23 protein-coding genes and 2 pseudogenes are annotated in these 18,492 nt (G+C 67.8%); 12 read left to right on the top strand and 13 right to left on the bottom strand.

Annotation, left to right across the window (positions count from 1 at the left end):
* Positions 1-23 precede the first annotated feature (23 nt).
* Positions 24-212: pseudogene (locus ATK30_RS47765) on the top strand (chitinase); the annotation flags it as partial.
* A gap of 216 nt (positions 213-428) precedes the next feature.
* Here ATK30_RS47765 and ATK30_RS47760 read toward each other — a convergent pair.
* From ATK30_RS47760 to ATK30_RS24460, 6 genes and pseudogenes are all read right to left on the bottom strand, one after another.
* Positions 429-554: pseudogene (locus tag ATK30_RS47760) on the bottom strand (SDR family mycofactocin-dependent oxidoreductase); the annotation flags it as partial.
* 424 nt (positions 555-978) lie between these two features.
* Positions 979-1,491, bottom strand: a complete 513-nt coding sequence (locus tag ATK30_RS45095; protein ID WP_158242498.1) for an LppA family lipoprotein — start codon at positions 1,489-1,491, stop codon at positions 979-981.
* 471 nt (positions 1,492-1,962) lie between these two features.
* Complete coding sequence (locus tag ATK30_RS24475) at positions 1,963-2,808, bottom strand: hypothetical protein (protein WP_143271425.1); 846 nt, start codon at positions 2,806-2,808, stop codon at positions 1,963-1,965.
* 281 nt (positions 2,809-3,089) lie between these two features.
* Positions 3,090-3,689 carry an LppA family lipoprotein gene (locus ATK30_RS24470; RefSeq protein ID WP_101437569.1) on the bottom strand — a complete coding sequence of 200 codons (600 nt, stop codon included), beginning with the start codon at positions 3,687-3,689 and terminating at the stop codon, positions 3,090-3,092.
* A gap of 19 nt (positions 3,690-3,708) precedes the next feature.
* Positions 3,709-5,490, bottom strand: coding sequence for an alpha/beta hydrolase (locus tag ATK30_RS24465; protein WP_101437568.1), 1,782 nt, complete (start codon positions 5,488-5,490; stop codon positions 3,709-3,711).
* Complete coding sequence (locus ATK30_RS24460) at positions 5,490-5,798, bottom strand: hypothetical protein (RefSeq protein WP_101437567.1); 309 nt, start codon at positions 5,796-5,798, stop codon at positions 5,490-5,492. The genes ATK30_RS24465 and ATK30_RS24460 overlap by 1 nt, the downstream gene beginning before the upstream one ends.
* A gap of 672 nt (positions 5,799-6,470) precedes the next feature.
* On the opposite strand from ATK30_RS24460, the gene ATK30_RS45670 reads away from it, so the two are divergent.
* Genes ATK30_RS45670 through ATK30_RS45660 form a run of 3 tightly spaced genes read left to right on the top strand, consistent with a single transcriptional unit; the run spans position 6,471 to position 7,398 of the window.
* Complete coding sequence (locus ATK30_RS45670; RefSeq protein ID WP_208637414.1) at positions 6,471-6,869, top strand: hypothetical protein; 399 nt, start codon at positions 6,471-6,473, stop codon at positions 6,867-6,869.
* Positions 6,866-7,198, top strand: coding sequence for a hypothetical protein (locus ATK30_RS45665; RefSeq protein ID WP_208637413.1), 333 nt, complete (start codon positions 6,866-6,868; stop codon positions 7,196-7,198). Before ATK30_RS45670 ends, ATK30_RS45665 begins: the two co-directional genes overlap by 4 nt.
* The gene (locus tag ATK30_RS45660) at positions 7,195-7,398 is read left to right on the top strand and encodes a hypothetical protein (protein ID WP_208637412.1); all 204 of its coding nucleotides are present in this window, start codon (positions 7,195-7,197) and stop codon (positions 7,396-7,398) included. The genes ATK30_RS45665 and ATK30_RS45660 overlap by 4 nt, the downstream gene beginning before the upstream one ends.
* 6 nt (positions 7,399-7,404) lie before the next feature.
* Here ATK30_RS45660 and ATK30_RS44755 read toward each other — a convergent pair whose 3' ends face one another.
* From ATK30_RS44755 to ATK30_RS24430, 5 genes are all read right to left on the bottom strand, one after another.
* Entirely contained in the window at positions 7,405-8,250 is an 846-nt protein-coding gene (locus ATK30_RS44755; RefSeq protein ID WP_143271424.1) for a hypothetical protein, read from the bottom strand.
* Positions 8,251-8,525: 275 nt separating this feature from the next.
* Positions 8,526-9,299, bottom strand: coding sequence for an ESX secretion-associated protein EspG (locus ATK30_RS24445; protein WP_101437565.1), 774 nt, complete (start codon positions 9,297-9,299; stop codon positions 8,526-8,528).
* A 33-nt stretch (positions 9,300-9,332) separates the two neighbouring features.
* Positions 9,333-10,628, bottom strand: coding sequence for a hypothetical protein (locus tag ATK30_RS24440; RefSeq protein WP_101437564.1), 1,296 nt, complete (start codon positions 10,626-10,628; stop codon positions 9,333-9,335).
* Between the two features lie 2 nt (positions 10,629-10,630).
* Positions 10,631-11,242: a DUF3558 domain-containing protein gene (locus tag ATK30_RS24435; RefSeq protein WP_101437563.1), complete on the bottom strand. Its 612-nt coding sequence runs from the start codon at positions 11,240-11,242 to the stop codon at positions 10,631-10,633.
* The gene (locus ATK30_RS24430) at positions 11,242-11,676 is read right to left on the bottom strand and encodes a PE domain-containing protein (RefSeq protein WP_158242497.1); all 435 of its coding nucleotides are present in this window, start codon (positions 11,674-11,676) and stop codon (positions 11,242-11,244) included. Before ATK30_RS24430 ends, ATK30_RS24435 begins: the two co-directional genes overlap by 1 nt.
* A 226-nt stretch (positions 11,677-11,902) precedes the next feature.
* Here ATK30_RS24430 and ATK30_RS46335 point away from each other — a divergent pair, with 226 nt between their 5' ends.
* The 4 genes from ATK30_RS46335 to ATK30_RS24410 all read left to right on the top strand — a co-directional run bounded on the left by ATK30_RS46335 (position 11,903) and on the right by ATK30_RS24410 (position 14,296).
* Positions 11,903-12,529, top strand: coding sequence for a helix-turn-helix domain-containing protein (locus tag ATK30_RS46335; RefSeq protein ID WP_244194713.1), 627 nt, complete (start codon positions 11,903-11,905; stop codon positions 12,527-12,529).
* A complete protein-coding gene (locus ATK30_RS24420; protein ID WP_013673499.1) occupies positions 12,526-13,341 on the top strand; it encodes a hypothetical protein in 816 nt (271 codons plus the stop codon). Before ATK30_RS46335 ends, ATK30_RS24420 begins: the two co-directional genes overlap by 4 nt.
* A 114-nt stretch (positions 13,342-13,455) precedes the next feature.
* A complete protein-coding gene (locus ATK30_RS24415; RefSeq protein ID WP_013673498.1) occupies positions 13,456-13,755 on the top strand; it encodes a hypothetical protein in 300 nt (99 codons plus the stop codon).
* A 10-nt stretch (positions 13,756-13,765) separates the two neighbouring features.
* Positions 13,766-14,296 (top strand): NUDIX hydrolase, encoded by a 531-nt coding sequence (locus tag ATK30_RS24410; protein WP_041759363.1) that lies wholly within the window; start codon positions 13,766-13,768, stop codon positions 14,294-14,296.
* A 39-nt stretch (positions 14,297-14,335) separates the two neighbouring features.
* Here the strand turns inward: ATK30_RS24410 and ATK30_RS24405 are convergent, their stop codons facing one another.
* A complete protein-coding gene (locus ATK30_RS24405) occupies positions 14,336-14,779 on the bottom strand; it encodes a MerR family transcriptional regulator (protein WP_013673496.1) in 444 nt (147 codons plus the stop codon).
* 19 nt (positions 14,780-14,798) lie between these two features.
* Entirely contained in the window at positions 14,799-16,220 is a 1,422-nt protein-coding gene (merA, locus tag ATK30_RS24400) for a mercury(II) reductase (protein WP_013673495.1), read from the bottom strand.
* 126 nt (positions 16,221-16,346) lie between these two features.
* Here merA and ATK30_RS24395 point away from each other — a divergent pair, with 126 nt between their 5' ends.
* The 4 genes from ATK30_RS24395 to ATK30_RS24380 all read left to right on the top strand — a co-directional run bounded on the left by ATK30_RS24395 (position 16,347) and on the right by ATK30_RS24380 (position 18,487).
* Positions 16,347-16,709, top strand: coding sequence for an ArsR/SmtB family transcription factor (locus tag ATK30_RS24395; RefSeq protein WP_101437561.1), 363 nt, complete (start codon positions 16,347-16,349; stop codon positions 16,707-16,709).
* 17 nt (positions 16,710-16,726) lie between these two features.
* A complete protein-coding gene (locus ATK30_RS24390; protein WP_013673493.1) occupies positions 16,727-17,005 on the top strand; it encodes a hypothetical protein in 279 nt (92 codons plus the stop codon).
* 134 nt (positions 17,006-17,139) lie between these two features.
* Complete coding sequence (merB, locus tag ATK30_RS24385; protein ID WP_013673492.1) at positions 17,140-17,793, top strand: organomercurial lyase MerB; 654 nt, start codon at positions 17,140-17,142, stop codon at positions 17,791-17,793.
* A 4-nt stretch (positions 17,794-17,797) separates the two neighbouring features.
* Complete coding sequence (locus tag ATK30_RS24380; RefSeq protein WP_013673491.1) at positions 17,798-18,487, top strand: alkylmercury lyase family protein; 690 nt, start codon at positions 17,798-17,800, stop codon at positions 18,485-18,487.
* Positions 18,488-18,492: the final 5 nt, after the last annotated feature.

The raw sequence follows: 18,492 nt of genomic DNA, 5'->3' as shown, positions 1-18,492 counted from the left end.
GACCGGAGGAACCGAATACGCCGGTGCATTCCGGGAGCTACGCGTTAGCCGTCACCCCAGGCGCGTCTGACGGCGGCCAATGCACCCAAACAGTGTCCGCGCGCCCGAACACGACCTACTCGGTCTCCGCCTGGGTGCAAGGCGCACCGGTCTACCTCGGCGTCACCAGCGGATCCTGCACGTGGACTAGCGCCTCCGCGTACAGCCAACTTTCGCTATCGTTCACCACCACCGCGAACCAGACGTCAGCGGAGCTGTACCTGCACGGCTGGTACGGTGCCGGCACGTACGACGCAGACGACCTGGTCCTCGACGGCCCCGGCGGCGACACCCCCGACGCACCCGGCATCCCAGGAGCTCCGACCATCGGCACCGTCACCGACACTTCGATCGCGTTGAACTGGGGCGCAGCCGCAGGCACCGTCACCGGCTACCGTGTCTACGAAGACAACATCCTGCGCGCCACCCTCTTCCGCCAGACGCTTCGCGTGCGCCCGTCCCTGACCGCGCTCCGCTCCGGTGATCAACGCGACCTTGCCGTCCACTCTGCCCATGAAAACCCCTTCTCCGGACCACGCCGTGGACCATTGAAAACCAGGACACGAAGGTAAGACCCCGCGGTGATGCCAACCACACCCGGTGAGAGCCACCGAGGCCTCAGGGTTCCGAAGATTCCTCTCCGGAGGTTCCGTGCCGCTGCTGGCTATGTCGTCGATCAGATTGCGAAACCCCGAGTCCTGCCAGCCTTGTCGGGTGTGCTCGATTTCGGCGGGGCCGGTTGCGTCCTGCGATTGCTGCTCGGGCAACGGCGGTCAGCGGTCGTGGTGTCGCCCGCTATTTCCGCAGCAGCGCGACGAGCGACACCAGCAGCGCGTGAATCGGCACGACGTGTTCCTTTGCCATGTCCCAGGGAGTGCGGTCGCGCAACGGATCTTCCGGTACCCAGCACGGCGCGCGGGGCGAAACTGTTGGCTGCAGCTAGTAGGTCGGCCTTGGCGCTGGCGTGCCGCGCTGTTTCGCTACTGCGGTCAGGTGACATCCGGTGAGGAGCATGAATCCCGCGCTGTTGCCTGCGCTGATGCTGAACTCGGCGCGGTAGCGGTCGTAGAAGTTGGCGTCGTGCGCGCCGGGCTTGTCATTCATGACTTGGGCGTTGGGGTCGAACCCGTAGCGGCTGACGATTCCGGAAACCGTCTTCAGCGCCCTGCTCCAGTCCTTGTCGCTGATCGTTCCCGTGGTGCCCCAGTTGCCGACGCTCTTGGTGACGGCGTCGTTCTGGGGCAGATCGGCGTTCACCGCGTCGAACTCGGGTCCGCATGCGGCGGTGGTGGCCTCCTGCGATTGCGACCAGCTGCCGATGCTCGGGAACTCGGCGGACAGCTGCTGACGCAAGTCGGCGTACATCTGCTGGTAGTGCGCGACGATCTCGTCGATGTCGGGGCGCTGCATCAGTTCGCTGAACTGCCGGTCCTTCGGGCTTGTTTGGTTCACGTGGGTCTCCGGTGGACTGTCGGCACCGCAGCCGGTGAGGGCAAGCGCGGCGGCGAGCGCGATGCTGACCAGGCGGGCGATTCGGGGGCGGCAGGCTCGTGTCATCAGCTCGGCGGGGGTTGCGTGGTGGAGGGCGGCGGCGGGGCGTTCGGGTCCGGCACCCCCCGGGCGCAGAGCCCTGACCATCGCTCCGCGCGTCTCGGACGCCAGCCGCCCAGCGAAGATCAGCCCCGTGTACGGAGTTTCAGTCACCCCGGTCGTTCGACGCTCAATGCCACGATCCTTCGTCCAACGGGGATGCGTTTGGGCGTTAGGTGCGTTCCGTGCACACCACCTGGGTCCCCTGCTCAACGTGTGCCCTCCTCCCTGTTGACCCTGGCGGCTGGCCATATGGTGATCAAGCGCTGCGGGTCTCAACGTTGTCCGAGCTGAGGAGAACGTTCAGGGCGGGCGAGTGGTCCAGCAGCGTTATCAGGAGCGGTGTGCACAGGACGAACGCGATGCCGCGACCAGCAGGTGCGCCCACAGCGTGCCGCCGCGGACCGTGTACCCGTTCATCAGCCAGCGGCGCACTCGCCCGACGGGCTGGTCCCGCAGCCGGACCCTCGCGAGCAGACCGGCGAGTTGACGCGTGAAGGACAGATTCGCGGCGGCCAGCAGGAGCATGCCCCCGGCCTGGGCGAGGAGGAACATCAGCACGCCGCCGTCGTAGGTGGTCCAGAGCAGCCGGAACGTCTTCAGGTACGGCGTTGTCGCGACGAGACGTTCGGCGTCGGCGATCGACACCCCGTGAAAGCGAGCGGAACGGGCCACGAAGATCCCCGTCAAGGACGCCGCCGCAAGGAGTCCGGACACGAGCACAATCGCGCCCCACATGGGAGGTCGCTCGATGCGACGGCGCGCGAGGACGACCGTCACGAACACCGTGGCCAGCACCAGGCCGCCTGCCAGCCCGGTGATCACGGTGGCGGGGATCGTGGAGTACTTGACGTAGGCGAGTGTCGCCGCGATCAGAACGACCCCGATCGCGATGTGGGTGTTCCGCAGTTGCTCTTCGGTGGGCGGTGGTTTCGGCGTTCGGCGGGGTCGATCGGGTTCCGGGGAATCGTTCCCTTGGCCGCAATCTGGTGCGGTCGTTTTGATGATCTGCGTATTCCCGTTACCGATGATGGTCTGCTGGTAGTTCGAGATCGTCTCGCCGTTACGGCGGTCAGGTTTCATCGCGCTTTGCAGCGGCCTGGACAGCAACGGCGCCAACAGTCCGAACACTGCGCTGATCACCACTGCTGCCCACGGGTTGCGCAACCAGTCGGTCACTTGATGCCACACTTAATACCCCCTCGCCCGCCTTGCGGCTGCGACTCCTCCCGTTGTTAGTGAAGCACCGACACGCAGCAGTGCGGCGCAGATCAACCGCAGCCCGAAGCACCTCGAAGCCGAGTGGGAGGCGCAGGCATCCCGGCGAGGAACCGGGCCCGTCAGTCGGCGCGCATGCAAGGCATCCCGTGGGCGCCAGCGGCCCGGCATGAAGCCCGCCGGCCCGAAGAACTAGCTGGCCCGGCACGGCGCGCCGGGAAAAGCTCTTGTTTGTTCAGCCGCTAGTACGTCGGCCTCGGCGCCGGTGCGCCGCGTTTCTTGGCTGCGGCGGTGAGATGGCAGCCAGTGCGCAGCAGGACGGTGGTGTTCGCCGCGGTGCCGACGTTGAGTTCGGCCTGGTATTTGTCGTGGAAGACGACTTCGTGATCGCCGGGCCGATCGACCGTGACTTGACTGGTGTCGAAGCCGTACTCGGCGGCGATCGAGCGGACTGCGTCTACTGTGTGCGGCCACTTGTCGTCGGGGATGTTGCCTTCGGCCGTCCAGTTGGGCAGGCCCTTGACCACTGCGTCGTCTGTGCGCAAGTCGGCGTTGACGGCGGCGAAATCGTTGCCGCATGACGACCCGCCCGCCTGATTCGTGATCTGCCACGGCTTCAGGCCCGGGGCTGCCGTGGCGATGACGTCGCGGACACGGCGGTACATCTGTTCGTAGCGCGTGGTGGCCTGGTCGATGTCGGGGCGCTGGAGGAGCTGGTTGAACTGTTGGGTCGTCTGGTCCACGGTCGTGTTCTCCGGTGGCGTGTCCGGTCCGGTGCACCCGGCCAGCACCAGCAAGGCCAGTGCCAGTCCGGTGGCTGTCGGGCCGTGTTTGCGTGTCATGGGATGTCGCGGTTCCTTGTCATCGCGGGGGCGGCTGGGGGTCCCTGCCGGGCGGTGCGGGAATCGGGTCGCCCGGCACTGGCGGCGGGACCGGCATCTCCCACGGTTGCACGTGCCGGACGGCGAGGTCGGGACGTCCCGCGACGACACTGGCCATGTTGTACTGGCTGGTGGAGTTCTCGTCGAGATATTGGCCGTGTTCGTGGGTGATGTGATGGGGTCCGTCCGCGCCGGTGGCGTCTCCTGTGGACAGTTGTTGAATGTCGTTGAGTACTCCGCCTGAGATGCCTTGGTAGGGGGAGGTGCCGAAGTTGTGGGCGATGTCCAGGCGGGGAACCGGGTCCTGGTCCGACCATTCGGAGAACATGTGCCCTTCCGGCACCTTGAGGTCGTTGCGGTTGCTGATGTCTAGCCCGGGCGACCCGAACACCACTGCGTCTTTGACGGGCGTGTCGTGCTGCAAGGCGATGCCGGTGGTCAGGCTTCCGTACGAATGCCCGAGGGCGGTGAGGTGGAGCGGCTGCCCGGATGCGTTGTGCGCGGCCCCGACTCCGTTGAGGAAGCCGTCCAGCTTTTGCGCGCCGATCTTCGCCAGTCCGTCGGAGGCCACCGACTTGTCGGGGTTGAGCACGTCAGCGGTCTGCGGGGTCTCGTAGCCGATCCACGTCACCGTGGCGACCTGGCCGTGGTCGCCGTATCGGGAAGCGAGGTTCTGGCTGTGCTGCTGCAGGTTGTTCATGTCCTGGTCGTAGCCGTGGAGGCTGCGGTCCACCGTCGAGGTGAAGCCCGGGGTGAATACCGCGACGTGTTCGGCGGTATCGATGTTGCCCACGCCGACGGCGGCTTTCACTCGCTCCCCGGATGTGTCGAGGGTCAGCAGCTGCCGTCCGCCGTGAGCCATGGCAGCGTCGATCGCGTCCAGCGAGCGCAGCTTCCGGTCGATCTGATCGAGATTGCGCAGAGCGTTGGCCATGAGATTGCCGCTGGGGTCGTAGACGGACTTCGTCTGGTCGACAACGGCTTGCGCGGCGGTGTGCAGCCGTTCCAGCGCGGCCCGTTCGGCGGGCAAGCGCGCGACATTGGCCTGGGACCGGACTGCTCCCGGGAGGCCGTCGCGGTTTCCCAGCCAGTCGGGGTGGTCGCGCAACAGAATCGATTGCCCGGCAGAAGAAAGGCTCGCCCACCAGGCGGCGTTCTGCGACGGGGACGCGTTCGGCGGAGGTTCGGGCAGAGTGAGGCCGGGGTTGCCGGACTCCGCTGCTGCGGCTGCCGCGGCGACGGTGGCCTCATCGCCGGTGCCGAACTCGCCTTGCGCCGCGCGGCGCAGCACCGACGTGAGATCGTTGTCGATGTCGTCGGCCGTCCGCAATGCCTGCGCCACGTCGTCGATGATCTGCTGTTGCGCTCGTGCCCTGTCTTCGGGATGCATGTCCTGAGGCAGAGCCTTTCCCGCCCAGGCATCGGTGAGCTGACCGCCGTCGCCGACCTTGAACCCGTACTTCTCGGCGAGGTTTTCCGCAGCGTGGATAGCGTTCTGCACCGCCGGAATCGCGTCGGAGGCTTGCATCAAGGCTTTGTGGACCACGCTGGCTCCGGCGGCCATCTTGTCGATCCGGAAGTGGAGAAGCCGATGAGCGGACCCGGCGTCGTCGGCAGCTCCGCCTGTCCAGCCGTCGACCGGCATGATCTTGCCGAAATCGTCGCCGGAGTTGATCAGCACTTGCTCCCGCTGCTGCATGGTCGCAGCGATCTCGTTGAGAGCCGCGGCGTTCCACCGCTTGACCTCGCTGACCGACGCCATCAGCGAGGTCCGTGCATCTTGTGCTCGTCCGGCAACGCGTCGCGGGCGTGGTCGTCGCCCGCGACGTAGGTGTCCGCGGCTTTGCCGAGCGCCGCGGCATGTTCGCCGGCGTCGTTGCACCAGGTCGTCAACGTAGCCGCCCACGAACTCGCGAACTCTCCCGCTGCGCCCGCGGCTTTCGCGCCGGGCAGAGCAGTGGTGGCGCCGTTGACGGGTGTTCCGCAGTCCGCAGCGCGGATCTCGCCGATCGCCGTCTGCCCGGCCCGGCCTGCGGAGCGGAGCGCGTCCGGCACCGTCGTGAACCCCATCAAGTCCTCCCCAGGCCTTGTCGGTGGTAGCTGTCCGTGCTTAGTGAAGCACTCCGACGCTACAACACAAGAGCAATGACCCGCTGGGGCCGACTACGCAAACTCACCCAGGTACAACTACTCAGATCACCCGCAGTTCACCGGGTTCGCGCTCAACCCAACCCGAATTCACCAGCAATCCGCTGGTCAGCACACTTGGACCGCTGATTCGCGCATCAGCGCATTACCGATATGACGGGCGACAGCCCTGGCTGTAGCTCAGCGTGACTACGGGTTTTAGACCGCGTGTCCGAGGCCAACTCCCGACGACGCAGTCGTCAGGCTGCGCGCTGGCGACGTGTTCTCCCGTTGACGTTTCGGATGGTCACCTCGATCGGTTAGTCACCGCAGCACGGATCGCGCTAACCGCGGTTCTGTCCCGTGGAATCCGTTGCGTCAGAGCTGTATACACGTAAACATGTATACAGCTCTGTTTACGTGTATACAGGTAAACACGTGCTTGCGGTGATCATTGTGCTCAACGTCGATTTTTCTGGCATGTAGGCGACCGCCGCGGTAAGCGCTGGGGAACCCCGATGCGAATAGGCTGAGCGAGCGGTATGGACGGTATCGGGAATCGGGTGCTGGAGCAGATGAGGCAGGCATGCTCGGGCACCCGCCAGCAAGGACATCGTGCGCGAGGTCGGGATGACCCCCGATGCGTTCTCGCGCGCCCTGCGCGGCCAGCGGAACTTCTCGTCGCTGGAGCTGGCCCGGCTCGCCGACTTGGTGAACACCGACCTGTACTGGCTCATCACCGGCGAACCGGACCCGCATCGACTGTCGGTCGAGCCGAAACACGCCTCGGACGAGCAAGCAATCAACGACATCGCATTGGGCTACCGGCAGTCCTACCCCGAAACCGGTGAGCTGCGGCCCCTTCCGCCAGTGCGGACGCTGTACGCGCTGCGCTCGGACACCACTTCGTGCGGCTGTTCGCCGACCGGCTGGACCGGACCTTCGGGATCGACGTGGTCCGGATACGGGAGCTGTTCGCTGCGAACGCGTTCGCAGTCGGAAACCGTCGCGTGATCGCGGTGCCCGCGACCGGCAACTGGTGCTGGGAAAACTGGTCTGTGGCCCGCGAACTCGGCTTGCTGGTGCCGGGGCAGCACGGCGATGCGGACGCCAATGCGTTCGCCGCCGACCTCCTGCTCCCCGCACCAGCCCTCGCCCGCGTCGACTGGGTTGCGATCAGCGACACCGGCCTCGCCGACCTCGTGTGGAATTTGGGCGTGTCGGTCGCTGCGCTCGCACAGCGGCTCGACCGCCTCACCGGGTCCGTCCCGGCCCGGATCAGAGCCTGGGCGGATCAGCCCGTCCAGCGCCTCCTGCGCCGTCACGGCGAGCCGACTCCGTGATCGACCGGATCAATGCCGCCGTCCGTCGGCGCTTCCCGACCGCGCTCCAGGCAGCACACCTCGCCCGTATCGCGTCCGGCGACATCGGCAAAGGCACCCTCGCCTGGATGCTCGGCATCAATCCTGACACGCTCGACGTCGACACACCGGACCGATCCGAAATCGGTGCCGCCGAACCCGCCCGCGCACTGGGGCATTGATACTCCTCAGCAGTAGCCGCGCGACCCCGGATCCGGTCCGCTACATCGCTTCCCGGTACTGGGATCAGCCGGATTGTCACGGGAGACCGCGGCTTGCCAACCTTGTGGCACGAGCCTCGGGGCCCATGCGGAGCCGTCGCCCGGCCGCCGGGCGAACATAGGGAACGAAATTCCCGCCCCGCCGTCGCCAGGGTTCAGGCTCTCGCCCTGCTCGATCGAGTGCTCCAATGACAGGCGCACGAACGTCGCATAACGCAACAGATCCAATGTGGCCAGTTTTGCAAGCTGCTTTCGCGCAGCGTCGCTTGTGTCGGGGCCATGGTGGTGTTTGCCGTGCGCGGCAGTCAACACGAGATGCACCAGCGTCCGGCACTGCTCGCTCGCCTGCGAGTCATGGAGCCCAGGAAGGTCAGCCAGCCCGCCGAGCTGAAACTCCTGCACTACCTGCTCGCATCCAACATCTGCCGCGTCGCCACGAACTCCGGACGCCAGTGTGGACCCGGACCTAATGAACACGTGAGGAACGCGACCCATCAAAGGCAACAGCCGTGCGATGTACCGGAGCAGCCGGGTGGCACTGTCTTGCTGCCTTTCCCGTTCGCGGACCTTCTCCATATGCACACGCTCGGACTCGAGCCTCTCGTCAGCAGCTTTCCGCTCCGCTTCCAGCCGTGCGTCAGCATCGGCACGGTCCCGCCGAGCCCGTCTCTCGTCGAAATCTTGCTGCTCTTTGATCCGCCGGTCCGCGTCCCGACGGTCACGCTTGGCGGTATGCGCCGTGTAAACCAGCGTTGCCAACGCGACGACACCCAGACCAACAGTCGCCCAGCCAGTGAGCGGATCCCCCTCCACGACAACCGCCTCGGAATCACAGAAGCATTCGACACGTCTCTGCCCACATCGCTCGGCGACGCGCAACGGCTCAAGGGGCGCGAAACCACGCCTGATTGGGTCGTGCCCCTCCGATCGCGCTCCTTGGTTGCCAGCTAGGCAGCCTTGTCCCTGGCTCGTGCGTGTTGCATAGCTGATCGAGTGTCACAGCGTGCTGTCCAGGGCCGGGTCGAGTCGCGCGCGGCGATGCAGTTCGTCGCTCGCGGATTGGTCAGTCCCCGCGTGGCATGAGCGTGTCAGCCGCGAAGCAGGCGGAGTGTGTTGTCGAGGGTGCCGGTGATGTACCCGGGGTGGCCGGGTCCGCAGACGATGTCGACGTCACCGTGGGGGGTGTCGCGGAGGTAGGTGAGGGTCCGGCCGTGGTCGAGGCTGTCCACGGCGGTGAGCGGCATGCTCGCGACCCGGTGGCCTCCGGTGCGGGTGGCGACGAACAGCTGATGGCCGGCTTCCCGCCGCGACCCCATGATCGTCCGGAGCTGGTCGGCGGGCGTGGTGACGGTGTAGTCGCTCCTGGTGTCCAATGTGTACGAGTCGCTGCTGCGGGCCCGGTCGTACTCGGCTTGCGGGACGGTGATCTCGTTGATGTTCGCGGCCGGGAAGTCGGGCAGCTCGTTCACGACGGCGCGGACGAGTTGGTTCGCGCCGATCGCTGTCAAAGTGAGCTGCTCGTCCTGGACGGTGGCCAGCACGGCGTTGCGGCCGGTCAGGACGGCGAGCAGGGCGCGGTCTCGGCCGTGCCGGTCGGCCGACCAGCCGTAGCATTCTGCGTCGGCGTTTGCGACCGCCAGCAGCAGGTCGCGGAATTCTCCGGTGACCCGGTTGGTGCGCAGGTTGTAGAACCCCGGCTCGGCCAGTACCTGCCGGGTGAGGTCGTCCAGGCGCGCGGCGGCGTCATCTTCGACCCAGAGGTCGACGACACCGATGACCGGGTGCGCCGGGCCGATTCGTTCCCATTCCCAGGCTTTCGCGACCGCCAGGCGCGGCAGTGTCACGGGTTCGTCGAGCAGCATCACGTTGTTTCCCCTCGATACAGCTGATGCTGCTTACTTGCCGATGACGGGCGGAGTCGCTTTGCCGTCGTAGCCGAACAACGCGTTCGGGTCGGCTTCCTGGAGGTAGGACGCGGATTTCTTTTCCTGGTCCTCCTCGCCTTTCCCGCCCTTGCCCGCGCCGCCGGCCATCGGCATCCCGTTCGCGCCCTTGGCGCCGGGCGCACCGGTGCCAGCTGCTCCGCCGCGCATCCCGGGTTCCGGTTCACCGAACCGGCCAGCGCCGGACGACCCACCCGCGCTGGCCGCGCCTCCCGGGCCGCCGCGCATGGCAGAACCAGAGCCGCCCGCTCCGCTGCCGCCGGACCCGGGTGTTCCGGTGCCGCCGACGGGTCCGAACGCCCCGGGCATGCTGCCGAGGTATCCGGGGGGCTGGTAGCTGCTGGAGCCGCCGGGCCCGGTGGCGGGCACATAGCCGGAGCCGGTGGGCCCGAACTGGAGGGGTGTGTTGCCTGTGCCGGTGGATCCGGGCGGGACGTAGCCGGATGTGCGGGTGCTGTCGTCGCCGTGCGCGGCCGCCGGCACGGAGGGCGGAGGCTGCTGTTGGCTGCCGGAGACCCCGCTGTGCCCCGGCTGCGGTGAGAACGATCCGGGCGGGGGCGCGGTCCCCGGGCCGCCCTGGTCAGGCGGGCCGTAGGAATGGCTGGGCGGGTACGGGGTGAAGCTTTCCTTCTTGCGTGGCTCAGGCGGATGCTCGACCGGTCCCTGCTGCGGAACGAGCCCGTAGGTGCCGTCCGAGGAATCGGGTACCTGCCCGTAGTCGACGGGCATCTTCTGCGCGTGGCCGTCGCTGGTGTCGGTGAAGCTTTGATAGGTGGCGTTGTTCTGCTGGACGGCGGCGTTGCGCGCGTTGATGTTCTTCTCGTTGTCGGTGTCCCACGGGGTCGCCGTGTCCCAGGCGGACTTCGACGGCGGGTCGTCGGACACGTCGTGCAGCGAATCCCGGGTCGAGGTGAACGCGTGCCCTTGGTCGGCGAGGGTGTTCTGGCTGTCGTGCAAGGCCATCGACGCCGAGGTCGCGACGTCCGCGAGCGGTTTCAGCGATCCTCTCGCCGCGTCGCCGCTCGGTCCCGACCAGGCGCTTTCCAGCCGACCGACCGTCGTCAAGGTGTCGGACTCGATGCCCTGCTGCTCCTGTGATTGCTGCCATGCGGCGTGCTGCGCCTGCCCGAGACTGTCCGGGCCGGGTCCGGCTTTCACCCGTCGCACCAGCTCGCCCGGCAGGATGATCTTCCCCTCGTCCTGCATCTGCTTCAGGAACGCGTTGAACCTGTCCGCGATGAAACTCATCGTCACGCACCGGCCTTCAACGTAGTGACGACGGCGTCGCCGATACGGCGCGCGGCCTCGCACGGGTCGGATCCCGGTTTTCCGACGTTCGACCGCGAGATGGTCGCGTCCGCTTCGAACGCCATCGTGTCCGAGATACCTATGGCGACACCGCAGCGGCCTGTGGAACTGTCGTCGCTCGGCCCGTACGCGACGGTCGGGTATCCCTGGACGGGTTCGAGCTCTTTGAAGAACCCCTCGTTTTTCTTGGCGTAGACGTGCCCGAGGCCGTCTTTCCACGCGTAGACGAGCTGCACACTGATGCCGGAGCCGCGGTCGAGGTTCGCCCAGTGGCACATCTTGGCGACCCCGGTGTCTTGGGGTTCGCCCGTCGCTGAGGCTCCCAGCAAGGCGTTGACCTGGGCGGCGGTGAGGGTGCTGCACGGGTCGCGATCAAGCGTCCCAGCGGGAAGGGGGTTCGCGACCTTCGGCGCTCCGGACCCTGCTGTTGATGTGGTCGGCGAAGGACCGGCGGTCGGCGGGGTCTGCGCAGTGCCCGGCGTGCTGGAGCATGCGCTCAAGGCCAGTGCGGAAGCAGCGAGTCCGAGTACGGCTCGACGAATGCGGGTGGTCATCAGATCGGTTCCTGGCCTGCCTGCTTGATGTCTTTGCCTGCCTGCTCGTCGTGCGCCTCGCGGATGCCGAGAGCGTCTTTCATTTTCTGAATGATCGAGTCGAGGTAGGCGCTCTGCCGCTGAAGGTGGCCGCGGTAGTGGTTCCCGGAGTTGTTGCTGGCGTCGGTGTTCCGCAGCGAGGCCGGGTCCTGGCCGGGCGGCACGATTGACCACATCGGCCTTGCCGCGTCGATTTGCTTGTCGATGCGCTTTTGCAGGTTCTGGAGGTTCGCGAGTTCGGCGGCCATGGCGTCTTTGCTCAGGTAGAAGCCGGGTGCACCGCCGCCCCCGGACGCGCCTCCGCCGCCGGCCGGGCCGTCGGCGACGAAAAAGCTTGCCCCGGTGAGCATTCCGATAGCACCGGTATCACCTGGCGGTGTCGCCTGCCCAGCCATCTGCATCCTCCCCTTGCGGCTAGCCGTGCCTACAGCTTCGCTAAGCCGAACCGATGGTAGCCAACCCGCAACGGTGTGTCTCGCGAACGGCGCAGGTCACCGTGCGGCCCGTTCGTGAGTCGAAGGGGCGTCTCCGAAGCCGGGCCGGTCATTGTCGCCGGGCCTCCAGGCAGCTAGCCGGATCAGCACGCCCCTTCGCACGCCCGGCATCACAGCATCGAAGCCCGTGATCACCCTGCCCGAGAATCAGCCGAGGACGCCACCGAACTCGCCTCCGCGTCGATCCGCGACCGGCAGACCAATCACCCAGCCACGTGGACCGCTGAACCAGCCCTCAAAAGCACCAATCCCCGTTCGGCGTTCGCCGAACGGGGATTATGTGAACGAATCTGATGTGGAGGTTAGGGGACCTTACTCGAACACAAAAGTCCAGGTCAGGGCCCTGGAAGAGCTCCGCGAGAAGCTTCCCAGCCTCGATACACCCGAGCCGCCGTCGATCAAGCGGGATCGCCCCGGCCGTGCCCGGCAACTCTGTGCCGAGCAAGTCGAGCAACTGATCGCCGCCTACCAGTCCGGCGCGACGGTGTACGAACTCGGCGACCGGTTCGACATCGAACGGCGAACGGTCAGCAACATTCTCCACCGGCACGGCGTGCCGATGCGCCGCCGCGGCCTCACGCCCAAGCAGGTCGACGACGCCATCCACCTCTACAACCTCGGCTGGTCCCTCGCGCGAGTCGGCGACCACCTCGGCGTCAACCACACCACCGTGCTGAACAAACTGCGCGAACGCGGCATCCCCACCCGAGACACCCACGGGCGCCCGCGCGTCGAAGCAGGTGACCCTCGATGACCAAGCCCGCAGCGAATTTGTCAGCTCGATCAGCTTCGAACGGCGCTACCGTCGTTCGGACCGTCACAGTGATCATGGGCGTTGTCGTCGGCCTCACCTTCCTCTTCGGCTTCGGCAACGTCCTCAACCTCGCGCTCCGGCTTGGCGTGCCAGTCTGGGTCGCTCCCCTCGTCGCACCTGCGGTCGATCTGTCGATCCTTGGTCTGCTGCTGGGTACTCGGCATCTGGCGCTCGCTGGCGCGTCGACGGACATACTGCGGCCAGCTCGTCGGCTCCTGGTCTTCGCCAGCGTGGTCACGTTGGCGTTGAACGTGGCCGACCCAGTGGTGGCAGGTGAGTACGGAAAAGCAGCCTTCGACGCCGTCGGGCCGCTTCTCCTGATCGGCTGGGCCGAAGTGGGCCCCGGCTTCCTGCAGGCGATCGGTGAATGCAGTTCCTCGACGGCCAAGCGCAGCGCGGTTGCTGAAGAGCAGGCGGAGGTGCCGGCGCGGGAACATGCGACGCCCAGCGCCGTGGGCCGCGAGATCGACCAGGACGAGGCAGGCCCAAAGGACGGGCCTCGCTCGACGTCGCCGAAGCGCTCGCCGGAGAAGCTCCTGGAGTTGGCGCGAGGAGAGGACGCGGCGCATCGTGCCGCTCACCAGAAGCCGATTTCGGCAGACACGCTTCGTGCTCGGCTGGGTATAGGCGCGGCTCAGGCACGACAGCTTGTCAAGGCCGTGCGCTCCGAGTTCCAGGCGCGGGCTGAAGGCGGTCAGCAGCTGACCAGCGTCCTGCGGAATACGAAGCGAGTCGACCCTCTTGCTGCTTGATACTGAACTTCGGGTCGCGACCATGGCCATGGATGTCGCCACTGCGGACTGACCGGGCAAAGGTGGCATGGTGGTGGATGTGCATCCTCGGTTCGTCGTGCGGAGGTGATTCTGGTGTCGGTCCAGCCCGAGCAGGAGCGGGCCTCGGAGACGGGGTGCTGGTGTTGCGGCGGCGAGTACCCAGAGGCGCAGCTGGTCCGGTTGGGCAGTCATCCGGAGGTCGGCGTGTGCCTGCGGTGCGCACGGTGGCTGCAACGTCGCGCCGTCCAGCGTCACGACGAACAGCATCCCTCGCCAGCTGCCCGGCTGCGCGGCGGGATCCAGACCGTCCGGGACGCGGTGATCCGCAAGGGCTGGCATCAGCGGGGCACCCTGGGCGTGGTGTTGCGCTGGATCGACCGCCACCTTCCCTAGCAGACCGCGGATGGATGACATCGTGGTGGACGGCGTCGACGTGGCGTTCTCCCAGAACGGGCAGGATTGGCGGGTGGCTTGGTTCCCGCCACCGAATCCGCCGCCGGGAACTCCGCACGGTGCCGCGGCGATCTGCGTGGCCGGTGACCGGGTTGTGCTGGTCGGCACTGACGGCAGGACCTGGGGCCTGCCTGGCGGCCGTCCCGAACCAGGGGAAAGCATGATCGACACGCTGCGGCGCGAGGTGCGTGAGGAAGCTTGCGCCACCGTGACGTCCTGCCGGCTGTTGGGGTTCAGCCGTGGCATCTGCGTGCGTGGGCACGAGCAAGGGCTGGTGCTGGTCCGGTCACTGTGGCGGGCCGAGGTGACGGTCGAGCCCTGGGAGCCGCGGTTTGAGATGGCGCACCGGCGGCTCGTGCCAGCAGCCGAGGCGTTCGGGTGCCTGGCGCTCCCGGCTGGGCTGCGCCCGCTGCACCGGCGCGCCTTCACGGAAGCCGGTCTCGCTACCGATCACGGGGACGCCGGTGACAGTCCCACCTAGCAGCACCGCCCTGGTCGGCGCCGCAGCGCCCGAACCGGGTCACGCGCAGTCGGCGCAGCGTCGCGGGTCGTCGGTCCAGCCGTTCGCACTCGTGCGGCCCGCCAGTTCCGCGTGGTGCGTGGCTTCGAACTCGTCGATCCGAGCGCGGGTCCGCTGCAGTTCCGCGATGCGCGCGTCCAGGCGGGCTCGGGCCGTGCGGAGCAGATCGGCCAGCCGGGGACCGATGAGCTCGGCGTTGCCCTGCGGGCAGTGACGGGCCAGGTCGCGGATTTCGGCCAGGGTCAGCCCGAGGCCGCGCAGCTGCCCGATCCACTGCACGCACCACAGCGCATCGGCGGTGAACAGGCGATAGTTGGACTCGCTGCGGCCTTCCGTGTAGATCAACCCGGAGTCGGTGTACTCGCGCAACGCCCTGATCGGCACTCCGGTGCGGCGGGACAACTCGCCGACCGTCATCAACTGCGTACGGGTTCCGCTGGTCATCGGCCGCATTCCTTCCGGTTCAGGAGGCGCAGCAGGACAGCTTGGACACGTCGCGGGTGAAGGTCTGGGCGGCAAGTTTGATGCCTTCAGCCATGGTCAGGTACGGGCACCACAGGTCGGCCATCTGCCGCACCGTCATGTCGTTCGCCAGCGCGTAGACGGCGGTGGCGATCACGTCCCCGGCACCCTCGGCGACCACGTGCGCGCCGAGCAGGCGGCCGGTGTTCCGGTCTGCGACGAGTTTGATCAGTCCGTGGGTGTCGCGGTTGACCAGCGCCCGCGGCACGTACTCCAAGGGCAGCACGCGGCACTCGCACGCAAAACCTTGCTCGACGGCCTGGGCGTCGGTCAGCCCGGCCGAGGCGATCGCGGGGCTGGTGAAGGTCACGCGCGGCAGGTGGTGGTAATCCAGCGTGCGCCGGGCGTTGTCGAACGCGTTGTCGGCGACGAGGGTGCCGTGGGCTCCGGCGACGTAGACGAACTGCGGGTGCCCGGTGACGTCCCCAGCCGCCCAGATCCGCGGGTTGTCGGTGCGCAGGGAGTCATCGACGATCACCTCGCCGCGCGGACCGGTTTTCACCCCGACCTCGGCCAGGTTCAACCCGGCGGTGACCGGACGGCGGCCGGTCGCCACGAGCAGTTGCTCGGCGAGGAGTTCGGTGAGCTGACCGTCGGCGCCGGTGACTTCCACCCGGTAGCCGCCGCCGTCGCAGTCGGCGCGGGTGATGGTGGCGCCGATGACCACCCGGATGCCCTCACGGGTGAACACCTCGTCGATCGCAGCGGAGACGTCGGGTTCCTCGAACGGCGCCAGCCGGTCCAGTGCTTCCACCACCGTGACGTGGACGCCTAGGCGGTTCCACAGCTGGGCTTGTTCCAGGCCGATCGCGTTGCCGCCGATCACGGTCATCGAGGCGGGCAGCGTGTCGAGTTCCATCGCGGTGGTCGAGGTTAGGTACCCGGCCTCGGCGAGGCCGTCGATCGGGGGTGCCCACGGGGCCGAGCCAGTGGCGACCAGATAGTGCTCGGCCACCACCGTGGCCGTGCCGCCGTCGGCGAGGTCCACGTGCAGCGCCGGATCCGGCCCGTCGGTGGTGAAGGTGGCGGTGCCGTGGAGGCTGTCCCAGCCGTACTCGGCGGCCAGGTCGGTGTACTTCTCCGCCCGCAACGAGTCCACCAGGTCCCGTTTGCTGTCGATCAGGCGCGGCAGGTCCACGCCGAACGGGGTGACACTGATGCCGGGGAACCGGCCGTCCAGGCTGACGTGGCGGGCCTCGGCGGCGGCCAGCAGTGCCTTCGACGGCACGCACCCGGTGTTCACGCACGTCCCGCCGACGGTGTCGCGCTCGATCATCACCACCGTGCGGCCCTTGGTCCGGGCCGCGATCGCCGCGGCGAACCCAGCCCCACCGGAACCGATCACCGCCAGGTCGTACCGCATCCCGTGGCTCCTCTCCGCTCCTTGGTGCACGCCGCCAGACGTATTCGCCATGGCGGATACAGTGATGCTAGCCTCATATCTGTTCATCCGCATACGTTGCATACCCGATGTGAGGACGGCGAGTCGATGGCCAGGGCACCCGAACCGGTGGCATTGCTGCCCACCGAGGCGAACGGCGTGGAGATGATGGCCAAGTTCTTCCGCGCCCTGGGCGACCCGGCACGCCTGCGACTGCTGGAGTTCCTGCTGCACGACGAGCACACCGTCGCCGAATGCGTCGCCCACGTCGGCCTGTCCCAGGGCCGGGTCTCCACCCATCTGGGCTGCCTGGCCGACTGCGGCTATGTGCAGGTCCGGCGCCAGGGCCGGTTCGCCCACTACAAGGTCACCGACCCGCGAGTAGCCGAACTGGTGCTGCTGGCCCGCTCGCTGGCCGCGGACAACGCCGCCGCTCTCGCCGCCTGCATGCGCATCACCCCCACCCCCTGAGCGACGGCGATCCCACGATGTCCACCAACCGCAACCACGACGACAAACGCACCGCCCTGGCCACCGGCGCGCTCCTGCTGCTGCCCGCGCTGTGTTGCGGCCTGCCGCTGCTGATCGCCGGAGGTGCGCTCGCCGGGCTCGGATCGGTCCTGGGCAACCCGTGGGTGATCGGTGCGGCCGTTGCGTTGCTCGTCGCTGCCGTGGCCTGGCGGATTCGTCGCCGCGCTCGCGGCACACGCTCATCGGACTCGGCGTGCTGTGCACCGCAGCCACCCACCCGCCGCCAGGAGCCGTAGCTCCGGCACGTGGCCCAGGGACGCAATTTTCGGTGCGTGGCAGGGCTTGACCCTCACCCCGGGGGCAGACCCTAGCGTCGCGCTCGAAGTGGCCATCGGCGCTCTTGCGGCGCCCGACCTGTGAGGTGATGATCGTGAGCACTGCACCCGAGCAACTGGTCGCCCAGCTCGCCGATGCTCTGTACGGCACCGGCCACCCCGCCACGCAGCCGTGGTTGTTCCGCCCGCTGCTGCGGCTACTGGCCGAGGGGGAGCCCGTCACCCTCGACCGGTTGGCGGAGGCCGCCGGCACCAGCGTCGACCAGGTGCGCCAGGCGCTGGCCGCCGAGCCGGACACCGAATACGACGCCGACGGCCGGGTCGTCGGGCTGGGCCTGACCCAGAACCCGACCCCGCATCGCGTCGAGATCGACGGGCGGACGCTGTATGGCTGGTGCGCGATGGACACCTTGATGTTCCCGCTCATCCTGCAGCGCCCGGTCCACGTGCTCTCGACCTGCCCGGCCACCGGGACCGAGATCCGCTTGACCGCCGAGCCCGAGCGGGTCACCGACGTCGAACCGGCTACCGCGGTCGTATCCCAGGTTCCGGCGCCAGAAGACGGCTGCGGCGTGCGCGCGCCGGTGTGCGACCAGGGCCACTTCTTCGGCTCCGCGCAGGCCGCTGCCGACTGGCAACGCCAGCATCCCGAGTCGGTGGTCCTGCCGGTGGCCGACGGGCATGTCTTCGGCCGCCGCCTCCTTGAAGCCCTCTTCTCCGCCGACGCACTCCCGACGCCCCAGGAGTGAACCGATGACCGACCTTTCCGATCTGGACCTGGACAAGGCAGCCGCGGCGGCGTCACTGTCTCCGGCAGCACGGGCGGTGCACCGGTGGGTGCTGACGGTCTTCGCCGAGACCGGCCGGGCGCCGTCGCGAACGGACCTGCAGCGAGCGGCCCGCGAGCGCACCGCCGAGACTGGTGTCGCGCACGACGCAGTCGTGGCCGAACTGACCGGACGCGACGTCCTCGCCCTCGACGAGCGGGGCGAAATCCGCGCCGCCTACCCGTTTTCGCCCGAGCCGACCCGACATCGGGTCTCCTGGCACGGCGGCCCGGCCGCGTACGCGATGTGCGCCATCGACGCGCTGGGCATGTCCGCCATGCTCGGGATCCCGGTCACCATCACCAGCGCCGAACCCGGCACCGAACGCGCGGTGACCGTCCACGTCGACCACGACACGGCGCGTTGGGAGCCCGACACCGCGGTCGTCTTCGCCGGCCACACCGACGACGACACCGCCTGCTGCCCGTCGGTGGACCGCACCTGCGGCCACATCAACTTCTTCACCACAGTCGATGCTGCCCACGCATGGGCCGCGAACAACCCCAGCATCACCGGGGCGATCCGAAACCAACACCAGGCACTGGCGAGCGGCATCGCCGAGTTCGGCGCTTTGATGGCGGGCACCACCGATACCCCGACACCCGATGACCGTTGATCGGA

The sequence above is a fragment of the Amycolatopsis echigonensis genome, assembly GCF_002846615.1.
Classification (GTDB): domain Bacteria; phylum Actinomycetota; class Actinomycetes; order Mycobacteriales; family Pseudonocardiaceae; genus Amycolatopsis; species Amycolatopsis echigonensis.
The sequence above is the reverse complement of the archived record's forward strand: the minus strand, read 5'-3'. Positions and strand labels throughout refer to the sequence as shown.